This is a genomic window from Sphingomonas sp., assembly GCF_003248515.1.
Classification (GTDB): Bacteria; Pseudomonadota; Alphaproteobacteria; order Sphingomonadales; family Sphingomonadaceae; genus Sphingomonas_I.
In genome coordinates this window covers 224,610-249,834 of the sequence record NZ_QFOB01000003.1, presented here as the reverse complement: position 1 = coordinate 249,834, position 25,225 = coordinate 224,610, and the positions used below count along the sequence as shown (strand labels likewise).

Here is a 25,225-nt window from a genome sequence, read left to right as displayed (position 1 = left end):
GAGGGGCTGCATTCTATTCAAGTTTATCGAATGTAATCGCCGATTTTATTCGGATCGATGCGCATTCGCGTGCGCCCTAGACCTGCCTTCGCCCGATCGAACGGGGCCGCACGCCCCTCACCTGGAGCAACGGACATGAATCGCCTCACGCTGATCCTGACGACCGCGCTGGTCGCCCTCTCGCCCGCCGCCGGCTTCGCGCAGGATGCGCCCAAGCCGGCCGCCGTTCGCGCCGATCATGCGATCGGCCCGCAATATGACACCACCCACGTCTATGTGGCGCCGGGCGATTTCGATCGCTTCGTGAGCAGCGTGACCGCCACCTTCGGCGGCACCACCACGAAGAAGGGCGAGTTTCAGGTGACGCCCACCGCGAGCAAGACGATGTCGCAGCTCGTGCTGACGCCGGTCGGCTCCCTCTCGGTGTTCGGTTTCACGACGCCCGTTCCCGTGCCCTTCGGCGCCGAGCGGACCGGCTATCTCGTCGACGACATGGACGCCGCCGTCATTTCCGCGCGCAAGGCCGGTGCCGCTCGCCTCATCACGACCTTCCCCGATCCCATCGGCCGCGACGTGGTCGTGCAGTGGGCGGGCGGCGTGAACATGCAGCTCTACTGGCACACGACCAAGCCCAGCTATCCGGCACTGAACACCGTGCCCGAAAACCGCATCTATCTGACCTCCGATGTGGCCGATACTTTCCTGCGCCAGTGGAGCGGCTTCGCCCACGCGAAGATCCTGTCGGACGACAGGGCCGCGCCCGGCGCGGAGATCGGCCGCCCCGGCACCACCTATCGCCGCGTCCGCCTCACCTCCGGCTATGGCGGGATGGCGGTGATCGTCTCGGACGGCCAGCTGCCCTGGCCCTATGGCCGCGACATGACCGGCTATGAGGTGCGCGATCTGGGCGAGACGCTGGCCAGGGCGTCGGCGGCGGGCGTCGAGACGCTCGTTCCCGCGCATCAGGAAGGCGATCGCACCGTCGCGCTCGTTCGCTTCCCCGGGGGCTACATCGCGGAGATCCACGCGCCGGTGCGGCCATGAGCGAGCCGCGCTTCGTCGACGCCATTCTCGAATGGCGGCCGACATGGTTCGCCGCCCGGCTCCTGCTGTGCGGCGCCTATCTCCTCGGCGGCATCGTAAAGGCGAGCGACTGGGGCGCGGCGGTGGCCGAGCAGGCGCATTTCGGGATGAACCCGCCGGCGCTCTGGGCCGGGCTCACGATCGCGGTGGAACTGATCGGGCCGCTACTGATCCTCAGCGGGCGGCTGGTGTGGCTGGGCGCGGGCATGCTCGGCGTCTTCACCCTCTTCGCGGCCATGACCGCCAACGCCTTCTGGGCGATGCCGGCCGGCGAGGCGCGCTTCATGGCGACCAACGCCTTCTTTGAGCATCTCGGCCTGATCGGCGGGTTCGTGCTCGCAGCGCTCGTCACCGAACGGGCGAACCGTGCGTAGGCTCGCCCCCCTCTTCGCCATGCTGGCAGCGGCGCCCGCCGCCGCCCGGTCGGGCGAGCCATGGGAGCCGCCGACGCTGACCACCACCCGCTATGACGAGGATTGGTCGAACCTGGCCGATCCCGCCGCGCGCACCGGCCGCTGGACCGAGGATCTCAAATATATTCCGCTCGGCGATGATGCCTATCTCAGCACCGGCGCCGAACTGCGCCTGCGCAACGAAGCCTATCGGGACAATCAATGGGGCGGCGGCCCGGCCCCGAACGACGGCTATCTCTGGATGCGCTTCGTGCCCCATGCCGATCTCCATGTCGGCCGCGTGCGCGCCTTCGTTCAGCCGATCGCGGCCTATGCGGTCGGCGTGCGGCCCGCCGCGAGCCCCATCGACCAGACCCGCGTCGATCTGTTGCAGGGCTTCGTCGATGTCCGGCTGGGCGAGGCGAAAACGGGTGACGCGGCCGGCACGGGCATCACGCTGCGCGCCGGCCGCCAGATGCTGTCGCTCGGCACAGAGCGCCTCGTCGGCACGCGCTATGGCCCGAACGTGCCGCTCGCCTTCGATGGCGCGCGCGCGCTCGTGTCGCTGGATGGCGTCAAGCTCAGCCTGCTGGCCGTGCGCCCCGTCCAGCCCGGCCCCGGCACGTTCGATGATCGCCGCTCGCGCAGCAAATCCCTCTGGGGCGCCTATGCCACGATCCCCGGCATCGGCCTCGATCTCTATTATCTCGGCTATCGCAACAACGCCGCGAAATTCGGGGGGCGATCCGGCCGGGAATTGCGCCACAGCATCGGCGCGCGGTCTTTCGGCACGGCGGGGGACTGGCACTGGAATGTGGAGGGCGCCGCCCAGTTCGGCCATTTCGCCGGCGATCGCATCTCGGCCTGGACGCTGGGCACGGAGGTCGGCCGGCGCTTTCCGCAGGCGCCGTTCGCCCCGGATGCGGTGCTGCGCGTCAACGTCATCAGCGGTGACAGGCGTCGCGGCGACGGCCGCCTGAATACGTTCAACGCGCTCTTCCCCAAGGGTAAGTATTTCGGCGAGCTTTCGCCGGTCGGCCCCACCAACATCATCAGCGTCAATCCGCGCGTCGGCGCTTCGGTGGGCGGCGGGGTGACGGCCAGCCTCGCCGGCATGGCCTATTGGCGATATGCGCGGGCGGACGGCGTGTATGACGTGCCCGGCAATCTCGTCCGCGCGGCGGGGGCCTCCCGCGCGCGCTTCATCGGGCGCGAGGTGGAGGCGACGCTCGCCTGGCAGGCCACGCCGGAGCTGGAGCTGTCGACATCGCTCTCCGCCTTCATGCCCGGCACCTTCATCCGCCAGACCGGCCCGGCCAAGACCATTGGCCTGCTTGGCCTAGAAGCCAATTTCCGTTTTTGAGGACATCCCATGAGCACCACGCCACCTGCCCCGCATCCCGCGCTTCCCCGGCTCCTGCTGCTGCTGTCCGCCACGACCGGGCTGGTCGATGCGGCGAGCGTGCTGGGCCTCGGCAAGGTCTTCACCGCCAACATGACCGGCAATGTCGTGTTCCTGGGCTTCGCCGCCGCACGCACCCCGGGCTTCACGGTGGCGCCCTATTGCGTGGCGCTGCTGGCCTTCGTCGTCGGCGCGATCGTCGCCGGGCGCACGGGCAAGCTTCATGCCGCCGCCCCGCTGCATCGCTGGCTCATCACCGCCGCGCTGACCGAGGCGGTTCTGCTCTGGGCGGCGGCGCTGATCGCGATCGGCTTCGATATCGCGACGCAGGCCCCCGAATGGAAGGTGTTCGCGCTGATCGGGCTTACCGCGCTTGCCATGGGCTTTCGCAACGCCACCGTGCGCCAGCTCAAGGTGCCCGATCTCACGACCACGGTACTGACGCTGACGCTGACCGGCATCGCTTCCGATTCCCGGCTGGCGGGCGGCGACGATTCCAATCTCGCGCGCCGGCTGACGAGCGTGGCGATGATCTTCGTGGGTGCCGCGATCGGGGCATTCCTCGTGAGCCATGTCGGCCTTGCCGCGCCGCTGGCACTGGCCGGTTTCGTCATCCTCGCCGGCACGATCCTGTGCGCCGGCGGCGTGGCGCCCGCAGCGGCGCAGTGATCGCGCCGGCGGATTCCCGTGCTGTCAGGCGGGTGCGCGCTGCCCCGACAGCAGGGGCTTGAGCAGCGCGGAGGAGGCGGCGGCGATCAGCGGGATGGCCGCCTCCAGCCCGACGATGCCGCGCGCGACGAGCAGACCCGCCAGCAGCAGGATCAGCGGCATCACGATGGTGAGGTTGCCGTGGATCCGGTTCCAGCCGCCCTGCGGCGCCTCGCGCTTCCAGCGGCGAAGCAGTTCGGGACGCTCCACGCTGCCCACGAACCGGCCGAAGCTGTGGTTCATCAGGCGGGGCGCGGGATCGAGCACCACGATGCCCCGGCGGACGAGCGAGCGCAGCGCATAGGCCTTGCGGATCACCGGCAGTTCGCCCGCCGCGATGCGATGGATCAATATCTGTTCCGCGCGCGACGAGATCGACCAGAGATAATGATAATGCTCGATCAGCTGGGAGGCGAGGAAGTCCGCGATCGCCGCCGGCCGCGTATCCTTGAGGAAGACGCCCCATTCGCGGATCTCGGATTCATGCAGGATATCGTCATGATCCGGCAGCAGCGCCTGCACCACGCGATCCGGCAGATAGGCCAGCTCGCGCAGCAGGAAATCCACGCCGTCGCCGCCTGAACGAAGCGTGGCGCCGCTGGATCGCGTGGTCGGCAGGCGCGGCTCCACCCGGCCGGTATAGGTCGTGAAATCCTCGAGCAGGCGGCTCCAGCGGATATTCTCGGCGGGATCGTCGGCGGGATCGGGCTGGCCGGCCTCCTCTTCCACATCGCGCCATTCGGTCGCCTGGAGGAAGCGATCGAGCGGGCTGATGTCGGCCAGCAGCAGCAGGCGGAAGGGCTGGCGCGGCTGGCGGCTCTTGCCGCTCGCGCGGCGATCCTGCTCGCGCACCAGATTTTCGAGCAGCTTCAGGGCGTTCTTGCGCGCGGGATCGTCGCGGATCAGCAGCTCCAGATTGTGGACGATGACAAGGGGGAGCGGCGCATCGGCCACCGGCGGCGTGGCGGGCAGCAGCGGCTCGATATCCAGGAAGCTGCGGTCGCGGACTTCATAGAGATCGATCACACGCTCGCCGGCATAGGCCAGCAGGCGGCGCCGGAAATCGTCCGGCCCGGCGACGAGCACGGCGCGCACCGGCGCATGATCCTCGTCATAGGGGGGCGCATCCTCATCGCGGAATGTTTCGAGCAGATCGATCCAGACGGGCGGCGCGGCGGCGGCGGGCGTCGGCAGATCGGGGTCCGGCAGCGGGGATGTGGCGGGCTGGATCAGGATGATGCGGAAATAGCCGGCCTCGCGGGGATCGCGCTGGAGGCGGAGTTCCGCCCGCAGCTGCGTGATCTCGGCCTGTTTCAGCCGGCGCTGGCCGAAGAGGGCGAGCTTCAGCACGGCGGCGAGGCCCTGCGGATCGCGCGCCCAGTCCGCCGCGTGGATGCGCAGGATCGCGCGATCCTGATGGGTGCGCGGCGTTGCGTAGAAGTCCCGGAGCGCCTCCCTGTCCCAGTTCGGGCGCAGCACGAACGAGCCCGGATAGCGCACCTCCCACACCACATCCTCTGATCGGGCATCCGAATAGATGAGGCCGCGATCCGGCCCCGGCCGGATGCGGGGATAGCGCACGGATTCCAGCGGCACGCCGAAGCCGAACAGCGTGCGGCACAGGATCCGGACCATCGCGAACGGCAGCAGCAGGGCGGGGATCGCCACCAGCAGCCAGGTGACGCTGAAGAGCAGCCCATAGGCTTCGCCGCTGGGCGCCGCGCCGCCGCCCGGCGCATCGAACGCGCCGATCGCCGCCTTTCGCTTCGGTGCCGCCGCGCTCGGCGGGCAGGGCTCGTGGCCCAGCAGGCAGAACAGGCCGGCCGTATAATCGAAGCGGCCGGTGTCGATCGCCAGCGGGCCGGGCGAGGGCAGGGGCGCGTCGCGCGGCAGTGGTGCGTCGAGCGATCCGGCGAACTGGCTCGCATAGATCAGCGCGAGCGATCGCCTGAGCCTTTCGGTGGCCATCGAATCCGCGCGGCCATTCTCGGCCTGCTGGCGCGCGGCGCCATAGCGGGCGGCGTCGATCGCGATCACGCCCACGGGCAGCGCGGAGGAGACGAACAGCCATGTGCCGAGCGCCACGACATAGGCGATTTCGGCGCTCCGCCCCAGGATCGGCACGCGCTTGTGCACGCGCATCTCCTCATGCCGGCGGGTTTCGCCATCCGATCCCATGCTGCTCCAGAAGAGATAGGCGATGGCGGCCGCGCAGGCGATGGGGATGGAAAGCAGCACGATCCCGCTGGGGATGCCGATGGCAAAGGCGAGGATCGCCAGCGCGCCATAGGCGCCCAGCCATGCCGCCATGCGCAGATAGGCGCGCTCCAGCAGCGGATCGGGCCAGAGCATGCGCAGCCGGATCGGGGACACGCGCCGTGCGACGATGATCGTCACCCCGAACAGCAGCGCGCAGGGCAGCGCCATCCCCAGCCAGGAAAGGAAGGCGATCTGCGCCGGGAAGGCGCCCTGACCATCCGTTACGGCATCGGGACGGAACAGCACCACCGCCCATTCCGTGCAGGGCGCCAGCGCCACGGCGAAGCGCTGATCCTCGCCGATATAGCTGCCGGAAAAGGATGTGGCGCCCGGCATGCGCCGCGCGTCGCCGTTTGCGCACGGCGTCGTCGGCATGCGGATGGCGGCCTTGAACCGCGCCAGCGTGCCCGGATCCAGGCTCAGCGAGAAACGCTCGGCATTGGCGCGCTCCGGATCGCTGTGGAAGATGGATGGCATGTCCGGCCGCTGCGACAGATCCACCACGGCATAGCGCACGCCGGCCGGCAGAACGGGGGCGAGCATCGTCTTCATGACGAAGCCGATCGCCACCACGCGCGTGTGGGTTTTGCACAATATGCGCCTGGTCTGGGCTGGCCCGCAGGGCTCGATCGGCAGCGACATCATCGTCTTCGGAATGCCGTCTCCCCGGCTCAATATCTGCTCGATCGCGATCCCGCAGCGCGCGCCGTTGCAGCGGCCGCCGGGCGGGGGGGCGCCGTCGACGAGCTTCTCGCCCGGCCGTGGCGATGCGATGTCCAGGCTGTTGGCGAGCCGGTAGGCCAGCGCCTCCGTGCCGGCCACGACATCGCGATCATTGGCGCGCGCGAAATAATGGCGATCCTCCAGCCGATAGAAGGGGCCGGGCCGCTTCGTATAGGCGCCGATGGGCACGGGGCCATCCGTCGGCGTCCATGGCGGCAGGCCATCCTGATCCATGAACAGGATCACGTCCGGATGCGCGATCCGCGCGGCCGAGGGGATATCCGCCCAGGCGGGGCTCCGCCCGCAGGGCTTCCAGTCCTTGCGCGCAATCTCCTTGAACACCATCGGGCGGGCGCCGGGCACCTGCCTGCCCTCATCCGCGACCGCCGCGCCGACCGCGCCGAGCGAGCAGGAGGATATGTCGAATATCTCGGTGCCGATCTTGCTTGCCAGCGAGGATGCCTGCGTCTGGAGCATGATGTCCGTCTGGCGCTTGGTGCGCACCGTATCCACGGCGAGAAAGCTGATCGTGGCGGCGATCGCCGTTCCCAGCGCGAGCGAACCGGCGATGACGAACAGGTCGAAACGCGTGATCCCGTCGACCGGCCCGAGGTTGGCGACCCGGATCAGCGGCGTCAGCGCGATCAGGCCGGCGAGGAAAAGCCCGCACAGGGCGAAGCGCGATCCGTTGAGATTGGCCGTCACGAAGGATGGGCGCGGCATCGTCGCGCCCACGACCAGCATATGCTTGGTCGCGCTGCCCAGCGAGAAGCTGACGGGATAGACGTAAAGCCGGTAGGATCGGCCCGCGATCGTCACGTCGAGGGGGGTGAGGAATTCGCTCTTGCCCTCGCCCAGCACCGATCCCGCGACCGATGCGATATAGTCGGCGCTGGCAGGGTTCGCGCCCTGCTTCACCTCGGCGGCCGCCGCGCGGTGAAGCAGGCGCTGGAGATCCGGAATGTCCGATGTGTCGCGGATCGGCAGGATGTCCGCGCCGACATGGGCGACAAGCTCGCTCGGCTTGTTGCCGTCCGTTCCCGGATCGTCGAACAGCAACAGGGCCTGGAACCCCTCGGGCACGGCCAGCGCATTCTGATAGGGGATCGGGCCGAAGCGATAGCAGACGTAGCGCGGATCCTGGGCGGGCGCGGCACCACCGGCCATGGCGACCGGCGTCGCGTCATCCTGAGGGCCGGCCAGCGACAGAGCCCGGTTGAGCGCCGGCGCATCGACCGCATCGCTCACGAGCCGGCCGCGAAGCCGATCGAATGTCATCGTCCGGCCCCAGACGATCAGGCCCCGTGTTCCGAAATAGATATCCGAGCCGTTGGGGCGCTGGATCCGGGCGGGGCGGGGCGCGGCGGAGACATCCCCGGCCTTTTCCGCGCCGGAACCGGCGGGCGTGGCGGGCTCGTTCGGTGCCTTTTCGGGAGAGGCGGCGGGCGTGTCGCCCAGCGGATTGCGGCAGCCATTCCTGTCGCCCCAGTAATAGCGCAGCGGCAGGCGGCCGAATTGCGGGTGGATCGCCTCGATCGCCGGGCGCTCCCCCGCCGCATTCACGATGGGCAGGCTGCGCCGGCCGACCTGTTCCGCCACGCCGGGCCAGCCGGCAAAGCTCTGCGAGGTGATGGCCAGCCGCTGGAAGGCCTGAAGGTCCGCCGCGCGCGCCATGGATTGCATCTGCTGGATCAGCAGCGCGCCGAGCCCCAGCACCACGGCGAGGAACACGAACAGGATCATCACGGTCCAGCCCAGGCCCCTGCCGCCCGCGCTGTCGCTGCGGGCCGGTGCGCGTCCGGAATCGGTAAGCGATGCCACCACTGCCTCTCCCACCCCAAGGCAAACACGACGGTGGAGACCGGATCGCCTGCAGGACGATCCGGGCCGTCATTCAACGCGCCGTCCGTCTCCTTCCGAAAGGCGAAATTCTGGTCATAGCGAGCCGAGATACCGGAGCGCCGGAATGCTCGGCAGGAAGAAATAGTCGCCGCCCGCCATCTGGACGAACGTGTCCACCGCGATCCGCCGGCGCAGCGGCTTTTCCCGGATCGTCATATGGCCCTTGGCGCCCAGCAGCGGATCCATCTCGTCATAGAGCGTCGCGAAGTTGCTGTTGAGCAGCCAGGTCTGCTGCACGAATTCGAACTGCCGCCCGATATCCGTATTGAGGCAGATGAAGAGCAGGCCGCGATCGGCATGATCGTCCACATGGCGATCGGCGATCGTGGTGCCATATTTGCGCCCGCGCCGCAGGAAGCGGTGCGCGTTGGCCGCTTCCAGCAGCGCATCCCTGGAGCCGGCATCGGGGGCCAGCCCGTCGCGCGGATTGGAGCGGCGGACATGCGATCCCACCGGGCAGCCATAGCCGTGGCGATCCCGATCGAAGAAGCCGAAGGCGTTGCCCGCATCCGGCAGCAGCGATCCGGCCGGGCACAGAAGCTCGCCATCGCGCGTGCGCCCGATCACGCGCTCCGCGATCCAGTCCGCCGTGACGTGCGCCGAATGATGTGGATCGCGCAGCCGGATGCGTTCGGCGGCGGCATCCAGCGAATTCCAGAAGGCGGCCACATCCTGCTTCAGCTCGCGGACGACCATGTAGCTGCCGTCCAGCCCGAAATCGAGCATGCCTTCCGCCAGCGGATGCGGCGCGAGTTCCGGGTCGGGCGCGCCCGGTGCCAGCGGCGGGGCGGACGGGCTCGGCGCGATTTCATGATGGCTGTCCCTGTGGCCCAGCAGCACATCGCCCAGAGGGATGCCATTCCAGTAATCGCGTTCGGCGGCGCCGACGATCGCGGTCTCGTCGAAGGGGATGGGCTGGGATACGCCGTCCGCGAAGCCGAAATGCTCGCGGTCTATCCCCTTCGCGTCGGGGCGCAGATCCAGCGGCAGCTTCCGCACGACGGCGATGCCGTGCGGCGCCAGCGCCGCCTCCACCGCCGTGGCCCACGCCTCGGCGCTGTCCTCGTCCTTCTCGAACAACTGAAGCAGGGCGTGGACGGTGATCTCCGTGACGATCCGTTCCTCGCGATGGCCGGTGGCGGTCAGCTCGTTGACGGGCGCGTCGGGCGCGCTCTGCATCGCGCCGCGCCGGGGCGTGTTCGCGCTCCATTTCGGCCCGTCCGGGATCACCGTGCCCAGCCATTCGCCCTCGCGCCTGTCACCCAGCCGGCGCAGGCGATCCTCCTGCATCATGCCCTCGCGAAACGGGGCCGCGAAGGAATCGAGCGCCGCCGCCGGCAGGCCCATCCGCGCGAGGCCGGCATGGGTGAAGGCCAGCGATACCGCGCGCTCCTGCCGCCCGGAGGCGTCGGTCACGGGCGCGATCGCGTCCAGCGTGCCCAGCCAGCTGCCCTTGCCCGGCGCCTGATCCTGCCACCGGAATTCCAGGAACAGCGCCCGGCCGGTCGGCAGCTTGCCGAAGCCGCTCACCACCAGCCCCTGCGCCCGCGCGGCATGCGGCGCCGCGAGCTTCCAGCTGCCGCCCGCGCCGCTCACAGCTCGTCGATCCATGCGAGGGCCTCTTTCTCGCTCAGCGATGTCTTGCGGAGCGCGTTGGCGATGCGGTTGTTGCGTTCGATCTGATCGACGGTGAGATCGGGATAGGCGCTGTACCAGAAGCGGCTCACCGCCATCGAATGGCGCGCCCACGCCTTGAACTTGCTGCCATGGCTGGCACCGTCGAGGATCAGGAAGCGCGTGGCGGGAAAGCCGGCGCCGCAGCCCCACGCCAGGGTGAGGCCGACATGCGCCTTCTCGATGAAATCATCGAGATAGCTTTCCCAGCTCTGGTCGAAATTGCTGAAGAACATCAGCCGACCGCCATTGTTGACGAAGGCCCAGTGCGCGAAATGAACGGTGCGCATGCTGCCGAGATAGCCGTTCGTCGCCTTGGCGCGCAGCAGCAGGTGCAGCGCGAGATGCCCGGCATGGACGATGATCGTGCGCAGCACCCCCGGCTTCAGCAGCACGATGGATCCCATGTGATTCTGGGGGATCCAGTCCTCGCGCTGCACCATCTGGCGCATCTCCTCCTCGTCGATCGGCGGCGCGTCGTGCGAGGAATCGCCCCGTTCCAGCGTGCGCAGCCACAGCAGCAGGCCCGGCAGGGAGAAGAAGGCGGCGCTGGCCAGACCAAGCGCCACCATCCGCGCGCCCTGGCGGATCACGGCGTCGCGGGGCAGCCCGCTTACAGCCCAGTAAGCGAGCGCGGCGATGGGAATGGCGCACAGGGCATAGATCGCGACCCCGATCAGCGCGAGCGGCAGCGCCTTGGCGAGGGAGAACAGCCACGCCCACGGCTTGGATACGCCCGTGCCGGCCAGCGGCTCACGGATGCGATAGAGCGGGATGGCGATCACGATGCAGGCGATGGCGAGCAGCAGGAAGAAGCGGCCGGTGGGCGTGACGGGCGCCAGCAGCAGGCCGGGCAGCGAGACGGCAAGGATGGCGAGCACCACGAACGCCGCGAACTTCATCCAGTCGAAGATATGCTCGGTCGTGGAAATGCGGGTGGGTGGCTTCTGCTTCAGCCACGCGAAGCCGCGGTCCAGCAGCGCGTCCCGAAGCCTGGAGTGGACCTGCGCCGGCGTCACATCGCGATAGGGGCTGGCGGCGCCGTCATTCGCCTTCAGGAATTCGTCGCGTATGGCCAGAAACAGGTCGCGCTCGGCCAGGATGCGATCGCGCGTCATTCCGCGATTGCCCTGGTGGAAGACGCTGGGCCGATGCGCCCTCGCCTCGAAATAGGGGGCCACGGCCTGGCGGGAATCGGCGGCGGCAACGGCCGTGTAGAGCGCGCCGTCTCCGTCCAGCGGCCGCTTGCAGCAGCGCAGCATGGCGCGCAGCGTTTCCCCGATCGCATTTTCCAGCTGGCCCCAGAAAGCGCCGGGGCCGCCATCCATATTGGCCTCGATCACGAAGACGGGATCGTAATCGGCCGCGCGGAAGACGTTCATCGAAAGGAAGTGGATCGATGGCACCTTGGCCATGAACGCGGCGAAATCCCCCTCGCCAGGGCCCTCGTTGGCGTCATTGTGAAGTTGATCGATCAGCGCCGTCAGCTTCGCGGCGCTTTCCGGCTTCACCTCGAGCGTGACGGATAGAATCGTCTGACGCATCGCTCCCCCCCAAAGCGTTCGCTACTCGACGGCGCCGCATCCCCCCGGCACCACAAGATGGTTAACGTCGCACCGACCCGGTATCCCTGTCAATCATGGCGCTCTGATTGGTCGCTATGTGCAGACAAAATCCGGCTTTTTTCTGCCGATTGCTGTCGATATGGGGCGGTGTGACTGGCGATGCGCCAGACATGCTCCTAATCCGGCATCCATGAGACTCGGCCGATATTGCTGCCTGATATGGATCGTCGGGCCGATGATTTTGGCGGGCGCGGGCTGTTCCCGCAAATCGCCGGACACGGCCCCTTCCTCTTCAAAGCCTGCCTCGCGCGCGACTGCCGTGGTTCCCGCAACGAGGCCGGCCGCGAAGGATATCCTGCCGGCGGACGTCGCCGCTTTCGTTGCGGATCGGGATGCCTGCGATCATTTCCGTGGCGAGGAACCTTATGACGGGAAGCGCGCCGAATTCCTCGTCGAGGCGACGCAGCGTTACTGCACCGGCACGGATCGAAGACTGACCGATCTCAGGCGTCGATATGCGGGGAACAGGGCGGCGATGGATCGTCTGCGCGGATATGAAGATGGGATCGAGTGAATCATGCTAGCATGATCCGGACTCGGGGGAGGAAGATGATGGGGGAGATTGGTCAATCCGTGGGCGAAAGCGGGCGCAATGATCCCGCTGACGTGACGATCGTCCAGACGATGCTCAACCAGATCGGTGATCTACTGGGAAGCGCCCCGCTGCCCGTGAACGGGAATTGCACGCCATCCACGATCGAGACGATCAGGAACTTCCAGTTCCGGCTCGTGAATTTGCTGAAGCCGGATGGCAAGATCGATCCGGGTGGCCGCAGCTGGAACAAGCTTGTGGCGCTGACGTCGAGCCCGCGCCCTTCCACGCGCGTGACGGTGCCCGCCGCCTCCACCGCCGATCGGCTTTCGGGCAAGGCATGGTGGACGTCCAATCAGGCGCGCTATCCGAACAGCGCGAACCTGATCGATCTGGAGCCTGATTTCCGCGCGCGGGCGACGGCTTTTGTCGATGCGCTGCGCGCGGCGGGCGCGTCCGTGCAGGTGAATGCCACGCGGCGGAACAGGACGCGCGCATGGCTGATGCACTTCTGCTGCCTGATCGCCAAGAATGCGGCGGCGGTGAAGACCGTCACCAAGAATGACGAGTGCGACATCATCTGGGATCATGGTAACGATGCCGCGACGCGCCAGGGCGCGCAGGAAATGATGATCTGCTTCAACATCGCCTTTCCCGCCGCGCTCAAATCCCGCCACATCGATGGCAAGGCGGTGGACATGACGATCGCGTGGCGCGGCACGCTGGCGATCCGGGATGCGCGCGGGCGGACCGTTTCGATCGCCGCGCCGCGCGACGGATCCAATCCGGCGCTCCATGCCGTGGGCGCGAGCTATGGCGTGGTGAAGCTGCTGAGCGATCCGCCCCACTGGTCCAGCGACGGGCACTGACAGGAACGGCGGGGGCGCGAAACCCCTTTTTGAACGCGGCGCCTGCCGGCTTCAGCCCGTTCCTTCCGCTCAGCCGAACTCCACCGTCAGCGATTGGGCGAAGGCGCCGCTCTTGCGCAGATGGCCCGCCTTGCCGCGCGCGCGGCGCAGGCCGGGCCGGGCGAGGAGCGGCTTGATCATCCTGTGCAGCGTCGCGCGATTGATATGGCGGCCGAAGCATTCGTGTATGCCATGGCCGAAATGGATATAGTCGCCGGGCGGCCGATCGGGATCGAAGCGGCCGGGATCCGTCAGCCGGCGCGGATCCATCATGGCGGACTGGAAGCAGGCGAAGACGGTCGCCCCCGCGGGAATCCTCTGCTGGCGCGGCGTGCCTGTCGCGAGGGTGCAATCCTCCAGCGCGATGCGGGGCAGGGCCGGCCCCAGCGGATCGAAGCGCATCGCTTCCAACAGATACCGGTACAGGCGATCATCGTCGTTCGCGGCGGCCGCCCGCCCGGCGAGGGCGAGCATGTCCGGGCGGCGGAGCAATTGTTCCAGCCCCTGCGGCACCACCATCGGCGGCTGGGGCGGGCCGCCCACGATCATGCCGGTCAGCGCCGTGCGGATATTGGCATCGTCGAACCAGGGATCGCCGGCCGCCTGCCGCGCCAGGCAGCGCGCGAGCACATCGTCCCGCGCGTCCGGCGCGGCGCGCCGCCGCTCGATATCGGCCTGGATGTGAGCGCGCAGCGCGGGCGCGATCTCCTCCACCTCCGCCACCAGCGGCGCATCGCCGGCGACGAACTGATATTCGAACAGGCGCGTGCCCCATACGCGCAGATCGCCCCCGGCGGGCGGGGATATGCCGAGATAATCGGCGATCACGTCGAAGGAGATGCGGCGTACGAGCGTGTCGACCACCTCGATCCGTCCGCCGGAGGCGTCGACGATGTCCGCCGCCTGCCGCTCCACCCGCGCGGCGAGGGCAGGCAGATCGTCTGCCCGCATCACGCTGCGCAGAGCGGCGATCGCGGTGCGATAATCCTGCCCGTCCGCCATGCCGAGGATGAAAGGCTGGCCACCCATCAGCAGATCGAGCTTGGGCTTGTAGGGGATGCCGAACTTGCGATCGTCGGCGAAGACCTCGACCACATCGTCATAGCGGGTGGCGGCATAGAGCCTGCCGAGATGGGGGATGGGCCAGTGGCGGCGCAGCAGGGCGAAGCCGGCGGGCGCGATCTTCAGCAGCAGGCTCATCAGCGCGGATGCGAGGCCGGATCGCTTGCGCAGCACCTCGGTCGAGGAAAGGACGCTCACGGCCGCGCCGGTCCCGATCGAGCCCTGCGGGCGCCCCGCCCGGCTTCATGCCGCATCGAATACATTCCCCGTCTCCAGCCCCTTTTCCAGCATCCGCGCCACCTTGGCGCCGGCCTCCGCGCGCGTGACCGTGCCGTCCTTGTCCACGTCTAGACCCCGATTCTGGAGATAGCGCCGCACCGGCGCCTGGCCTTCCACGAACAGGGCGTGATCCTCCGGCTTGCCGATCGCGGCGGGCCACAGGATCGCCATGTACACGTCGCCCAGATTGTGGAGCCTGCCCTTCTGCGGCAGGAAATATTTGCGCACGAACAGCAACTGGTCCTCCGCGTTCATCGCCGCCAGCGCCGTGGTGGTCGTGCCCAGCGCCGCCGCCGTTGTCGGCATGAACTGGATCAGGCCGATCGCGTGGGAGCCCGCCGCATTCTCGATCGAGGGCGAGAAGGTCGCCCCCGTCTCGAAGGCCATGCAGGCCATCAGATGATCCGGTACCACGCCAAGCTCGCCGCATATGTCCGCCACGCGGGCGCGGAAGGCGGGGCTTACCTTCCCGCCCCAGGCGAGGCGCGCGACCGGCGCGGATGGCGCGGGTACGGCGGCCGGGATCGAAACCGGGGCGGCCGGTGCCGGAGCGACCGGGGCGACTGGCGCCGGTGCCACGGGGGCAGGGGAGGGCGGCGCAACCGGCCGCACTTCCGAGGCGCCCGGAAACAGCGCCCAGCTTTTGGGGCCGACGATGCCATCCGGCACCAGCTGATGCGCGCGCTGGAATTCGCGCACCTTCGCCTCGGTGCCGGGGCCGAAGATGCCGTCCGGATCCACGCCCACGGCCACCTGCACGATCTTCACCGCCTCGCCGCGCGCGCCCCGGCGCAGCGTGGGGCGGCCGGCGGCATCGGCGGCGGGGATCACCGGATTGGTGATGACGCCCGTGCCCGCCATCAGGGCGGCGATCTGGCGCCGGAAATCGTCCATGTCGATCGTGTGCGGATCGGCCTTGCGGCCTTTCGGCAGCGCCCATTCGCGATGGGCGGCGCAATAATCGGCGCTGGATCCGATATGTCTGAGGATCGCGGCGACGCCCCGGCGATAGGCGTCCAGCTGCACCTGCGGCCAGGGATCGGCCGGCGTGCCGCGATTTTCCGCCTCGATGCCGATGAAGCTGGAATTGCCGGTGGTGAGGCCCCGCCAGCTGCCGCCGCCGGCATGATTGGCGCGGCCCGCCGCGATGACGAAGAAGGTGCCGTCGCGCCCCAACCCCAGTTGGGAAAGCGGCCCTGGCAGATGGTTGCCGCCAGCCTGCACCACGCCATCGGACAGCATCCGGAGAGTTGGCATGATGCCGTCGGCGGGCGTGCCCGTATGGTGGCAGATCACGCCGCGCACCTCTCCCATGTCGGCCCCGCGCTCCAGCCAGCCCGGCTGCTCCGCCACCTTCAGGCCGGCCCCGCGCAGCACGGCCGGCAGCCAGGAAAGACGATTGCTCATCCTGCTCTCCCCCGATCCGATCCCCGTTTCCCCGCGCCGCTCATGGCTTGACCGGCGCGTCTTCGACGCCGCCGAGCGCCTCGGGCAGCTCCACATCCTGCGTCAGCTGATCCGGCGAGGCGGGGTGATCGCAGCAATCGTCGGCGCTCTGATCCGCATCGTCTGTTGGCTCCCGCTCCTCGGCCGGGGGCGGAGCGGCGGCGATGGGCTGGCCGAGAGGGTTGCGCTCGTTCGACGCGGCATCCTCCGCCATCGAGCGCGACGAAAGCTGCGGCCTGGCCTCGCCGGCCTCGCCGGGCGTGGCCTTGGCCAGCATGTCCGGCACCATCCGTTCGAGGAAGCCGGCGACGAAGGCGACGAGCAGCAGCAGCAGCCAGTCCGGTCCGCTGCTGGAGAAACTGTCCGTCCCGGTGATGTTCGCATTGCCGATCAGCAGGCCCACGGCGCGGACCTTGACGAGCGCGTAGAGCAGGGTGCCGGAAACGGCGCCCACGAACAGGCGCAGCCCCGCGTCGATCACGGTATCGCGGATCGAGATGCTCGGCTCTATCTCCCGGTTGCGAACGGCCAGCGCGACCGAGAAGAAGGCCCCGACCGTGCCGATCGCGGCGGCGAACCACATGCTTTCCACCGCGGCGCGATGCTCGCCGCCCAGCCCGATGCCGAGTTTGGGCGAACTCAGTATCGCGATCAGGAGGACGAGCGCGGCCGCCACGCCCATCGAGGCGACCAGATAGGTCTGGCGCGAATTGGATTTACGCTCTTCCAGCAGATCCTGTTTCAGGCTTTCCAGTTCGGTCGCAGCCTGGTTGCTCTGGCCCTGAAGGCCCAGCGTCAGCGCGTCCGCCAGCCTCCGCTCGTAGCGCCGCGCGCGCTTCAGCCGGTTCGGATCGGTGGTGTCGCGCACCTCATCGAGCAGGCTGTCGACCGCGCCCCTCGTCACATAGAGTTCGCTCAGGCTCTTGCGCTGATCGGCGCCGCGCCCCTGATCGTCGGCAAACTGGATGACGATCCGTTCCTCCGTGCGATAGACAGCATAGAGACGATCAATCTTGATATAGATCTGCATTACGACGACGCCCGCCGCGTCCGGCTCGTCACGGGTCAGATCGGCGACGGAAAATGTCATGGTGGCTGCCCCTCCCCAAGCTGCCCGATGTTCGGCCTGTCCTGCGCCGAACCGCGAGACTGAATCCTCACCCAGATACGGATCGATCCCGGTGCCGGTTGATGTGGAACGGCAAAAAATCAGGCCCGACGAAAACGGGAATATCCGCGCCGTCGACTTTCCGGAAAATGCCGATCACATGGCGTCGTCGGACGATCTCCCCTCGATCATCGCCGCGATTCTTGCGCCCTTCGGCTGCGGCATGGCCGATGACATGCTAATCCACGGGATCGATCCGCGCCAGTCTTGCCATCATCGTGGCCCTGAGGGGAGGGGGGCAAAAGCGGCCGAGGGCGTGCGGCAAGGAATTTTTGCAGGATTGAAATGTTCGGAAATCAAGCGATTATCGGTCGCGATACAGTTCCCGTTCAGTAAGCGCCGGCACATACGGAACGGGTAGGGCGCTCCTCACGATCGTGAGGCAATTTGTACATGATTGGGGGGATGTTGCGGCCGATGCTGCGTTGCGCGCCATTGTTGGCACTGGTCTGTCTGGCGGCCTGTTCCGCCGGCAAGGAGGGTGGTCAGTCGGGCTCCGGAGGCGCGCGCACGCAGGGCACGCCCACGGTGGGCTTCGTCGTCGCGAAGCCCACCAGCGTGGAAATGGTCACCGAACTGGCCGGCCGGACCACCGCCTTCGAAAGTTCGGATGTTCGCCCGCAGGTGACGGGGGTGATCCGCCGCCGCCTGTTTACCGAAGGCACGCTCGTCCAGCGCGGGCAGACCCTCTACGAGATTGATCCGCGCCTCTATCGCGCCGCCGCCAATCAGGCCGAGGCGAACCTGCAAAGCGCCAGGGCCAATGCAGAGGCCACGCGCACGCTGGCCGAACGCTACAAGCCGCTGGCCGATATCGAAGCGATCTCGCGGCAGGATTATACCAATGCGCTGGCCTCGGCGCGGCAGGCGGCCGCATCCGTGGCGCAGACCAGCGCCGCGCTGGAGACGGCGCGCGTGAATCTGGGCTTCACCACCGTTCCGGCGCCGATCACGGGCCGCATCGGCCGTTCGCTCTTCACCGTCGGCGCGCTCGTCTCGGCGAGCCAGGCCGATCCGCTGGCGCAGATCCAGCGGCTGGATCCGATGTTCGTCGATATCCAGCAGTCGGCGGCGGACATGCTGGCCCTGCGCCGCGCGCTCGGCCGTGGCGGCATCGTCGCGGCGCGCGCGGCCGTCGAGCTGACGCTGGAGGATGGCGAGCCCTATGGCCGCACCGGCAGCGTGGAATTTTCCGAGGCGATCGTGAACCAGCAGACGGGAACGGTCACGCTGCGGGCCCGCTTCCCCAATCCCGATGGCCTGCTGCTTCCCGGCATGTTCGTGCGAGGGCGCTTCGCGGAGGCGATCAATAGCCGCGCCTTCCTGGTGCCGCAGGCGGCGATCACCCGTGATCCGAAGGGCAATGCGACGCTCTTCGTCGTCGATCAGGCGAACAAGATCATCCAGAAGACGGTGCGCGCCGATCGCACGCAGGGCGCCTCTTGGGTGGTTACGGAGGGGCTCGCGGTGGGCGATCGGATCGTCACGCAGGGCATTTCCAAGATCAAGGCCGATCAGGTGGTGAAGGCCGTGCCGGAGGATACGGCGCAGCGCATCGAGGCGCCTTCGAAGGACAAGGCGGGGCAGGCCGGCCAGAGCAAGGCTGACTAAGGCGCATGTCCCGCATCTTCATCGATCGGCCCATCTTCGCATGGGTGCTGGCCATTATCGTGATGCTGGGCGGCATCGGCGCGATCTTCGGTCTGCCGATCGCCCAGTATCCGGATGTGGCGCCCCCACAGGTTTCGGTGCGCGCCACCTATCCGGGCGCCAACGCCCAGACGATCCAGAACAGCGTCACGCAGGTCATCGAGCAGCAGCTGACCGGAATTGACGGGCTGATCTATTTCAGCTCCTCGTCCAGTTCGCGCGGCTCCGTCACGATCACGGTGACGTTCGAGAAGGGCACCGATCCCGATATCGCGCAGGTGCAGGTGCAGAATCAGGTGCAGCAGGCGCTCAGCCGCCTGCCCGCCCAGGTGCAGCAGCAGGGCCTGGTCGTCCGCAAGTCCAATCCGGATTTCCTGCTGCTCGTCGGCGTCTATGACGAGACGGACAAGATGAGCAATCGGGACGTTTCCGACTATCTCGTCTCGAACCTGCAGGATCAGCTCGGCCGCACGCCCGGCGTTGGCGATACCAACGTGTTCGGCGCGCAATATGCGATGCGCATCTGGCTGAATCCCACCAAGCTCGCCGCCGTCCAGCTGATCCCGAGCGACATCACTGCCGCGATCCAGAACCAGAATGCGGAAGTGGCGGCGGGCGAGATCGGCGGCCAGCCGCAGCCCGACACGCAGATGCTGAACGCGATCGTGACGGCGCAGACCCGGCTTCAGACGCCCGAGCAGTTCGCGAACATCGTGCTGAAGACGCTTCAGGACGGATCGACCGTCAAGCTGAAGGACGTGGCGCGGATCGAGCTGGGCGCCGAAAATTACAATCCCCGCAGCCGCGTGAACCGTCATCCCGGCGCCGGCATCGCCGTGCTGATGGCGCCGGGCGCGGACGCGCTCTCCACGGCCGAACTGGTGAAGGCTGAGGTGGAGAAGGCCGCCAGGAATTTCCCGCCCGGCCTGAAATTCTCCTACGCGCAGGATACGACCAACTTCATCAAGCTTTCGATCGACGAAGTGGTGAAGACCCTGTTCGAGGCGATCGTGCTGGTCGTGATCGTGATGTTCGTATTCCTGCAGAGCTGGCGCGCGACCCTGATCCCGGCGATCGCCGTGCCGGTGGTGCTGCTCGGCACGTTCGGCGTCTTCTATCTGGCCGGCTTTTCGATCAACACGCTCACTCTTTTCGGCCTCGTGCTGGCGATCGGCCTTCTCGTCGACGACGCGATCGTCGTGGTCGAGAATGTCGAGCGCCTCATGGAGGAAAATCCCGGCATGTCGCCGCGCGAGGCGACGATCGAATCGATGAACGAGATCAGCGTGGCGCTCGTCGCGATCGCGCTGGTGCTTTCGGCCGTGTTCCTGCCCATGGCGTTCTTCGGCGGATCCACGGGCGTCATCTATCGCCAGTTCTCGCTGACGATGGTTTCGGCGATGATCCTCTCGGTGCTGGTGGCGCTGATCCTGAGCCCGGCGCTCACGACCTCGCTGCTCAAGCAGAAGAAGGCGCATGGCGAGGCGCCGGATAGCTGGGGGGCGCGTCATTTCCCCGCCGTCGTCAACGGGCTCACCCGCGCGGGCCAGCGCTTCAACGAAGTCTTCGACAAGGGCGTGGAGCGCTATACGCGATCGGTGAAGGCGGTGGTCGATCGCAAGTGGCTGTTCCTGCTGATCTACGCCATCACGGTGGCGCTGCTCGCCATCCTCTTCCTGCGGCTGCCGACCGGTTTCCTGCCCACCGAGGATCAGGGCATCACCAGCATCCAGTTCCAGCTGCCGGCCGGCGCCACGCAGGGGCGCACCTTCGCGCTGCAGAAGCAGATCGAGGATTATTACTACAAGACGGACGGCAAGAATCTCCACACGATGTTCACCGTCAGCGGCGGCGGCGGCGGCGGTGCGAGCGGCCAGAATACCGGGCAGGGCTTCGTGGCGCTCGCGCCGTGGGAGGATCGCAAGGGCAAGCAGAATGCGGCCGATGCGATCGTCGCGCGCGCGGCATCCGCCTTTCAGGGCTTTCGCGATGCGCAGGTCTATTCGCTGGTGCCGCCGGCCATTCGCGGCCTCGGCCAGTCAAACGGCTTCACGATGGAGTTGCAGAATTCGGGCAGCCTGAGCACCGCCGATTTCGCCGCCGCGCGCGATCGGCTGCTGGCCGAGGCGCGCGCCGATCCGCAGCTCACCGCGATCCGCCTCACCGAGCTGCCGGATGTCGCCACGCTCAAGGTGGATACGGATCCGCAGAAGCTGGCGGCGCTGGGCCTCACGCAGACGGCGGTGAACTCCACGCTCTCCGTCGCGTGGGGTGGCGTCTATGTGAACGATTTCATCGATCGCGGCCGCGTGAAGCGCGTCTATGTGCAGGGCGATGCGCCGTATCGTCATGCGCCGTCCGATCTCGGCCAGTGGTTCGTGCGCGGCACGAACGGGCAGATGGCACCATTCAGCTCCTTCGCCAGCGTGGGCTGGTCGCAGGCGCCGACGACGCTTTCGCGCTTCAATGGCCTCTCCTCCTATGAAATCCAGGGATCCGGCGCGGCGGGCGTGGCTTCGGGCACGGCGATGGAGCGGATCGCGGCGCTGGCGGCGGAAATACCCGGCGTGTCGGTCGCCTGGGCGGGCCTGTCCTATCAGGAGCGCCTCTCCTCGGGGCAGGCGCCGATCCTGTACGGCCTGTCGCTGCTGGTGGTCTTCCTGTGTCTGGCCGCCCTCTATGAAAGCTGGAGCATCCCGGTGGCGGTGCTGCTGGTGATTCCGCTCGGGCTGGTCGGCGCCATTCTCGCCGTCACGCTGCGGGGGCTCATCAACGATGTCTATCTGCAGATCGGCCTGCTCACCACGATGGGGCTGGCGGCCAAGAATGCGATCCTGATGATCGAATTCGCCGAGCAGGAGGAGAAGAAGGGCAAGCGCGTGATCGATGCCGCTCTCTCCGCCGCCAGGATCCGCCTGCGACCGATCCTGATGACGAGCTTCGCCTTCATCCTCGGCGTGCTGCCGCTCGCCATTTCCACGGGCGCGGGCGCCAACAGCCGCATCGCGATCGGCACCGCCGTGATCGGCGGCATGCTGACGGCCACGCTGCTGGCGATCTTCTATATTCCGCTCTTCTTCATTCTCGTGCGGCGCGGCGTGCGCGATGGGCTGGCGAAGCTGCGCGGCCGGCCCACCGGCCATCAGGAAGGGGAGGCGGCCTGATGCGGCGCTTCGCCCTGCTGATCGCCGCGGCATCGCTGGCCGGCTGTTCGATGGCGCCGCGATATGAGCGGCCGGCGGCACCCGTGCCCCCCTCCTGGCCGGTGGGCGATGCCTATCTGCGCCAGTCGGAGGCGGCGCTGCCCGCGATCCGCTACACCGATGTCTTCACCGATGCCCGGCTGCGGCAGATCATCGATATCGCGCTGGCCAATAATCGCGATCTGCGCGTCGCGGCCGCCAATATCGAGATCGCCCGATCCCAGTATCGCGTGCAGCGCGCCGCGCTCTTTCCGCAGCTCGACGCCACCGGCCGCTACACCCGCACCGGCGGGGACGATGGATCCAGCAACTCTTATTCGGCCAATATCGGGACGACATCGTTCGAGATCGATCTGTTCGGGCGCCTCCGTTCGCTGAGCGATGCCGCGCTGAATCGCTATTTCGGCACGGAAGCGGCGGCGCGCGCCACGCGGCTCGCGCTGGTGGGCGATATCGCGGATGCGTGGCTCGCTTATGCCGCCGATCGCAGCCTGCGGAAGATCGCGGAGGATACCGCCGCCAGCGCGCAGCGGACGGTGGATCTCACCTCCGCGCGTCTGAAGGCGGGGGTCGCGCCGCGCACCGATCTACGCCAGGCCGAGCAGATACTGGCGAGCGCGCAGGCGGATATCGCCCAGCTGACCACCGCGCTCGCGCAGGATGTGAACGCGATCGAATTGCTGGCCGGCACCACGATCGATCCGGCTTTGCTGTCGCCCTCGATCGAGACGGCCTTCCCCACGATCACGGCATTGCCGGCCGGGCTGGACAGCGGGATCCTGCTGCGCCGCCCGGATGTGGTGCAGGCTGAATATGAGCTGCGCGCCGCCAATGCCGAAATCGGCGCCGCCCGCGCCGCGCTGTTCCCGCGCATCACGCTCACCAGCCTGTTCGGTTTTGCCAGCAATGCCCTGTCCACCCTCTTCAAGGATGGCGCCTGGGCCTATTCGGCGGCGCCCTCGGCCAGCTATCCGATCTTCCGGGCGGGGGCGGGGGTCGCCAATCTGCGCGGCTCGAAGGCGCAGCGGGATGCGGCGCTGGCCTCCTATGAGAAGACGATCCAGACGGCGTTCCGCGAAACGGCCGACGCGCTGGCGCGGCAGGGTACGTTCGATGCCCAGCTCGATGCGAACCGGCGCAACGAACAGGCATCGTCCGACAGCTTCACGCTGGCGGACGCGCGCTATCGGGGCGGGATCGATACCTTCCTCGCCCGGCTCGTCGCGCAACGCTCGCTCTATACGGCGCAGCGCACGCTCGTGGCGACGCAGCTGATCGGCGCGAGCAATCGCGTGACCCTCTATCGCGCGCTGGGCGGCGACAGCATGCTGGATGGCGAAGGCGCGCAGGGAGGCGCCGGCGGCGCATCGCGCTGATTTCCGGTGGCCCGATTCGCATCGATTCGCCCGCGCCCGTGCCGATCCGGGGCGGGCTTCATTCCACGAGGGATCAGCGCTTGCGACGGTCGTCCGGCCGGTCCAGCGCGGCCAGCAAATCCGCGATATCGGAGTTGAAGGACCGCGTCGGTTCCACCGGATAGGCGGTCCGCAATGCATTGGTGATCGCCTTGAGCTGGAGCGCGGTCCGCTCGCGTGCCGATGATGATCGATCCCCGGTCATGCTTAACGACTAGCGGGAAGCATCCCGATCGCCAATGAAAACCGATACTTACAGATCGTTATCCGTTGCCGTCCGGCTCCTGCGACAGCGCCTGGTACATCACCAGCGCATCGACGAAGCCCGCATCGGGATGCCGGAAAGCGCCCGGAAGCCGGCCGACAACCGCGAATCCCATGCGCTGCCACAGGCGGATCGCGCGCACGTTGGTGCTCACCACGAAATTGAACTGCATCGCCCGATATCCGCGCGCCCGCGCATGATCGATCGAATGGCCGCACATGCGCCCGGCAATGCCCCGCCCCGTCGCCGCCGCGCTCGTCATATAGCCGCAATTGCAGACATGGCGCCCGCCGCCGGCCTGATTGGGGCGGATATAGTAGGTGCCCAGGATCTGGCCGTCCTCCTCGGCCACGAACGTCTCCCTGTCCGGTGCCATCCAGTAAGCGAGCGCGTCGGCGTCGCTCATGTCGCGGTCCAGCGCATAGGTGGTGCCATCCCGGATCACGGGCAGGATGATCGCGGCGATGGCGGGCGCATCGGCCGCCCCGGCTTTGCGGATGAGCATGGCGCCGCTTACCGGGCGGGCGGGGCCGGCGCCAGCCCGCGCGCCGGCCGATAGCGGGCGTCAGGCGATGGCGGTCGTCCGGATGAACGCGGCCTGCTCCACCCGGCTGCCCGCAGGCACGTCCTCCGTCAGCCAGACATTGCCGCCGATGATCGATCCCGCCCCGATCGTGATCCGGCCCAGCAGCGTGGCCCCGGCATAGACGATCACGTCATCCTCGATCACGGGGTGGCGCGGGCGGCCGCGCCCTTCCTCCAGCAGGCCGGCCGGCCCGCCCAGCGTGACGGACTGGTGAAGGCGCACATTGTTGCCGATCACGGCGGTCTCGCCGATCACCAGGCCGGTGCCGTGATCGATGAACAGCCGGCGGCCGATCGATGCGCCGGGATGGATGTCGATGCCCGTCAGCGAATGCGCGATCTCGCCGATGATCCGCGCCACCAGCGGCGCGCCCAGCCGGTGGAGGCGGCTGGCGATGCGATAATGGATGATCGCGATCAGGCTGGGATAGCAGAGCAGCACCTCGTCCACGCTGTGCGCGGCGGGATCGTTCGCCATCGTCGCCTCCACATCCGAATCGAGCGCGGCGCGGATCGCCGGCAGATCGTGCGCGAAGGCGCCGATGATGCGCGTCGCCTGAAGATCGGTCGCATCGTCCGTGTCGCCGGTGGAGGAATAAGCGAGTTCCCGGCGGATCTGGCCGTAAAGGTGGCTGAGCCCGTTCTCCAGCGTCTCGGCCACCCACGCCTCCTCATTGTCGGCGCGGACATAGCTGGGGCCGAGCCGCAGCGGGAAAAGCACGCCGCACAGGATCGACGTCACTTCCTCCAGCGTGCGCCGCGAGGGGAAGGTGGCGGAGCCATGCTCGCGATTGCGCGGATGCGCCTGGCGCCAGCGGTCTCGCGCGGTGCGCAGGCCGCCCAGCACCTCATTCAGCCGCCAGTAGCTGCTGTCTCCCCGGCCATGTTCGATATTCACGCTTACTCTCCTGCCTCGGTGTGCCGGGGCTAGGGGAGAGGCGCGG

Annotated in this window: 19 protein-coding genes; 10 read left to right on the top strand and 9 right to left on the bottom strand. The window is 67.9% G+C overall.

Translation table 11 applies throughout. The features are described 5' to 3' along the window. Positions 1-135: 135 nt before the first annotated feature. The 4 genes from DI605_RS06430 to DI605_RS06415 are packed head-to-tail and all read left to right on the top strand — an operon-like array spanning position 136 to position 3,546. Positions 136-1,044 (top strand): glyoxalase, encoded by a 909-nt coding sequence (locus DI605_RS06430; protein WP_293970789.1) that lies wholly within the window; start codon positions 136-138, stop codon positions 1,042-1,044. Next, positions 1,041-1,457, top strand: a complete 417-nt coding sequence (locus DI605_RS06425; protein WP_293970786.1) for a DoxX family protein — start codon at positions 1,041-1,043, stop codon at positions 1,455-1,457. The genes DI605_RS06430 and DI605_RS06425 overlap by 4 nt, the downstream gene beginning before the upstream one ends. A gap of 19 nt (positions 1,458-1,476) precedes the next feature. Beyond that, positions 1,477-2,838 (top strand): alginate export family protein, encoded by a 1,362-nt coding sequence (locus DI605_RS06420; protein ID WP_293971395.1) that lies wholly within the window; start codon positions 1,477-1,479, stop codon positions 2,836-2,838. Between the two features lie 9 nt (positions 2,839-2,847). Then, a complete protein-coding gene (locus DI605_RS06415; protein ID WP_293970783.1) occupies positions 2,848-3,546 on the top strand; it encodes a YoaK family protein in 699 nt (232 codons plus the stop codon). A 24-nt stretch (positions 3,547-3,570) separates the two neighbouring features. On the opposite strand, the gene DI605_RS06410 is transcribed toward DI605_RS06415, so the two are convergent. The 3 genes from DI605_RS06410 to DI605_RS06400 form a co-directional block, all read right to left on the bottom strand. Continuing rightward, complete coding sequence (locus DI605_RS06410; protein WP_293970780.1) at positions 3,571-8,388, bottom strand: hypothetical protein; 4,818 nt, start codon at positions 8,386-8,388, stop codon at positions 3,571-3,573. A 114-nt stretch (positions 8,389-8,502) separates the two neighbouring features. After that, on the bottom strand, positions 8,503-10,080 hold the full coding sequence (locus DI605_RS06405; protein WP_293970777.1) for a hypothetical protein: 1,578 nt from the start codon (positions 10,078-10,080) through the stop codon (positions 8,503-8,505). Beyond that, entirely contained in the window at positions 10,062-11,687 is a 1,626-nt protein-coding gene (locus DI605_RS06400) for a hypothetical protein (RefSeq protein WP_293970774.1), read from the bottom strand. Before DI605_RS06400 ends, DI605_RS06405 begins: the two co-directional genes overlap by 19 nt. Positions 11,688-12,027: 340 nt before the next feature. On the opposite strand from DI605_RS06400, the gene DI605_RS06395 reads away from it, so the two are divergent. Together DI605_RS06395 and DI605_RS06390 are read left to right on the top strand one after the other, a co-directional pair. Next, positions 12,028-12,282, top strand: a complete 255-nt coding sequence (locus tag DI605_RS06395) for a hypothetical protein (protein WP_293970771.1) — start codon at positions 12,028-12,030, stop codon at positions 12,280-12,282. Positions 12,283-12,320: 38 nt separating this feature from the next. Further along, positions 12,321-13,169 carry a hypothetical protein gene (locus tag DI605_RS06390; RefSeq protein ID WP_293970768.1) on the top strand — a complete coding sequence of 283 codons (849 nt, stop codon included), beginning with the start codon at positions 12,321-12,323 and terminating at the stop codon, positions 13,167-13,169. A gap of 69 nt (positions 13,170-13,238) precedes the next feature. On the opposite strand, the gene DI605_RS06385 is transcribed toward DI605_RS06390, so the two are convergent. Genes DI605_RS06385 through DI605_RS06375 form a run of 3 tightly spaced genes read right to left on the bottom strand, consistent with a single transcriptional unit; the run spans position 13,239 to position 17,085 of the window. Next, the gene (locus DI605_RS06385; RefSeq protein WP_293970765.1) at positions 13,239-14,468 is read right to left on the bottom strand and encodes a cytochrome P450; all 1,230 of its coding nucleotides are present in this window, start codon (positions 14,466-14,468) and stop codon (positions 13,239-13,241) included. 45 nt (positions 14,469-14,513) lie between these two features. Beyond that, on the bottom strand, positions 14,514-15,956 hold the full coding sequence (locus DI605_RS06380; protein ID WP_293970762.1) for an N-acetylmuramoyl-L-alanine amidase: 1,443 nt from the start codon (positions 15,954-15,956) through the stop codon (positions 14,514-14,516). A gap of 40 nt (positions 15,957-15,996) precedes the next feature. Further along, positions 15,997-17,085, bottom strand: coding sequence for a hypothetical protein (locus DI605_RS06375; protein ID WP_293970760.1), 1,089 nt, complete (start codon positions 17,083-17,085; stop codon positions 15,997-15,999). A gap of 91 nt (positions 17,086-17,176) precedes the next feature. On the opposite strand from DI605_RS06375, the gene DI605_RS06370 reads away from it, so the two are divergent. Genes DI605_RS06370 through DI605_RS06355 form a run of 4 tightly spaced genes read left to right on the top strand, consistent with a single transcriptional unit; the run spans position 17,177 to position 23,392 of the window. Next, entirely contained in the window at positions 17,177-17,524 is a 348-nt protein-coding gene (locus tag DI605_RS06370) for a hypothetical protein (RefSeq protein ID WP_293970757.1), read from the top strand. A gap of 44 nt (positions 17,525-17,568) precedes the next feature. Beyond that, complete coding sequence (locus tag DI605_RS06365) at positions 17,569-18,774, top strand: efflux RND transporter periplasmic adaptor subunit (RefSeq protein WP_293970754.1); 1,206 nt, start codon at positions 17,569-17,571, stop codon at positions 18,772-18,774. Positions 18,775-18,779: 5 nt separating this feature from the next. Further along, positions 18,780-21,977 carry an efflux RND transporter permease subunit gene (locus DI605_RS06360; protein ID WP_293970751.1) on the top strand — a complete coding sequence of 1,066 codons (3,198 nt, stop codon included), beginning with the start codon at positions 18,780-18,782 and terminating at the stop codon, positions 21,975-21,977. Then, on the top strand, positions 21,977-23,392 hold the full coding sequence (locus tag DI605_RS06355) for an efflux transporter outer membrane subunit (protein WP_293970749.1): 1,416 nt from the start codon (positions 21,977-21,979) through the stop codon (positions 23,390-23,392). Before DI605_RS06360 ends, DI605_RS06355 begins: the two co-directional genes overlap by 1 nt. A gap of 73 nt (positions 23,393-23,465) precedes the next feature. Here DI605_RS06355 and DI605_RS06350 read toward each other — a convergent pair whose 3' ends face one another. Genes DI605_RS06350 through epsC form a run of 3 tightly spaced genes read right to left on the bottom strand, consistent with a single transcriptional unit; the run spans position 23,466 to position 25,179 of the window. After that, positions 23,466-23,636 carry a hypothetical protein gene (locus DI605_RS06350; RefSeq protein WP_293970746.1) on the bottom strand — a complete coding sequence of 57 codons (171 nt, stop codon included), beginning with the start codon at positions 23,634-23,636 and terminating at the stop codon, positions 23,466-23,468. Positions 23,637-23,694: 58 nt separating this feature from the next. Beyond that, positions 23,695-24,201 (bottom strand): GNAT family N-acetyltransferase, encoded by a 507-nt coding sequence (locus DI605_RS06345; RefSeq protein WP_293970743.1) that lies wholly within the window; start codon positions 24,199-24,201, stop codon positions 23,695-23,697. 60 nt (positions 24,202-24,261) lie between these two features. Next, the gene (gene epsC / locus DI605_RS06340; RefSeq protein WP_367120029.1) at positions 24,262-25,179 is read right to left on the bottom strand and encodes a serine O-acetyltransferase EpsC; all 918 of its coding nucleotides are present in this window, start codon (positions 25,177-25,179) and stop codon (positions 24,262-24,264) included. Positions 25,180-25,225: the final 46 nt, after the last annotated feature.

Coding starts and splice junctions, on each gene's coding strand:
- DI605_RS06360 (WP_293970751.1), top strand. CDS start 18,780: ATGTCCCGCATCTTCATCGATCGGCCCATCTTCGCATGGGTGCTGGCC.
- DI605_RS06405 (WP_293970777.1), bottom strand. CDS start 10,080: ATGGATCGACGAGCTGTGAGCGGCGCGGGCGGCAGCTGGAAGCTCGCG.
- DI605_RS06365 (WP_293970754.1), top strand. CDS start 17,569: ATGTTGCGGCCGATGCTGCGTTGCGCGCCATTGTTGGCACTGGTCTGT.
- DI605_RS06350 (WP_293970746.1), bottom strand. CDS start 23,636: ATGACCGGGGATCGATCATCATCGGCACGCGAGCGGACCGCGCTCCAG.
- DI605_RS06345 (WP_293970743.1), bottom strand. CDS start 24,201: ATGCTCATCCGCAAAGCCGGGGCGGCCGATGCGCCCGCCATCGCCGCG.
- DI605_RS06375 (WP_293970760.1), bottom strand. CDS start 17,085: ATGACATTTTCCGTCGCCGATCTGACCCGTGACGAGCCGGACGCGGCG.
- DI605_RS06390 (WP_293970768.1), top strand. CDS start 12,321: ATGGGGGAGATTGGTCAATCCGTGGGCGAAAGCGGGCGCAATGATCCC.
- DI605_RS06415 (WP_293970783.1), top strand. CDS start 2,848: ATGAGCACCACGCCACCTGCCCCGCATCCCGCGCTTCCCCGGCTCCTG.
- DI605_RS06400 (WP_293970774.1), bottom strand. CDS start 11,687: ATGCGTCAGACGATTCTATCCGTCACGCTCGAGGTGAAGCCGGAAAGC.
- DI605_RS06425 (WP_293970786.1), top strand. CDS start 1,041: ATGAGCGAGCCGCGCTTCGTCGACGCCATTCTCGAATGGCGGCCGACA.
- DI605_RS06380 (WP_293970762.1), bottom strand. CDS start 15,956: ATGAGCAATCGTCTTTCCTGGCTGCCGGCCGTGCTGCGCGGGGCCGGC.
- DI605_RS06355 (WP_293970749.1), top strand. CDS start 21,977: ATGCGGCGCTTCGCCCTGCTGATCGCCGCGGCATCGCTGGCCGGCTGT.
- DI605_RS06420 (WP_293971395.1), top strand. CDS start 1,477: ATGCTGGCAGCGGCGCCCGCCGCCGCCCGGTCGGGCGAGCCATGGGAG.
- DI605_RS06430 (WP_293970789.1), top strand. CDS start 136: ATGAATCGCCTCACGCTGATCCTGACGACCGCGCTGGTCGCCCTCTCG.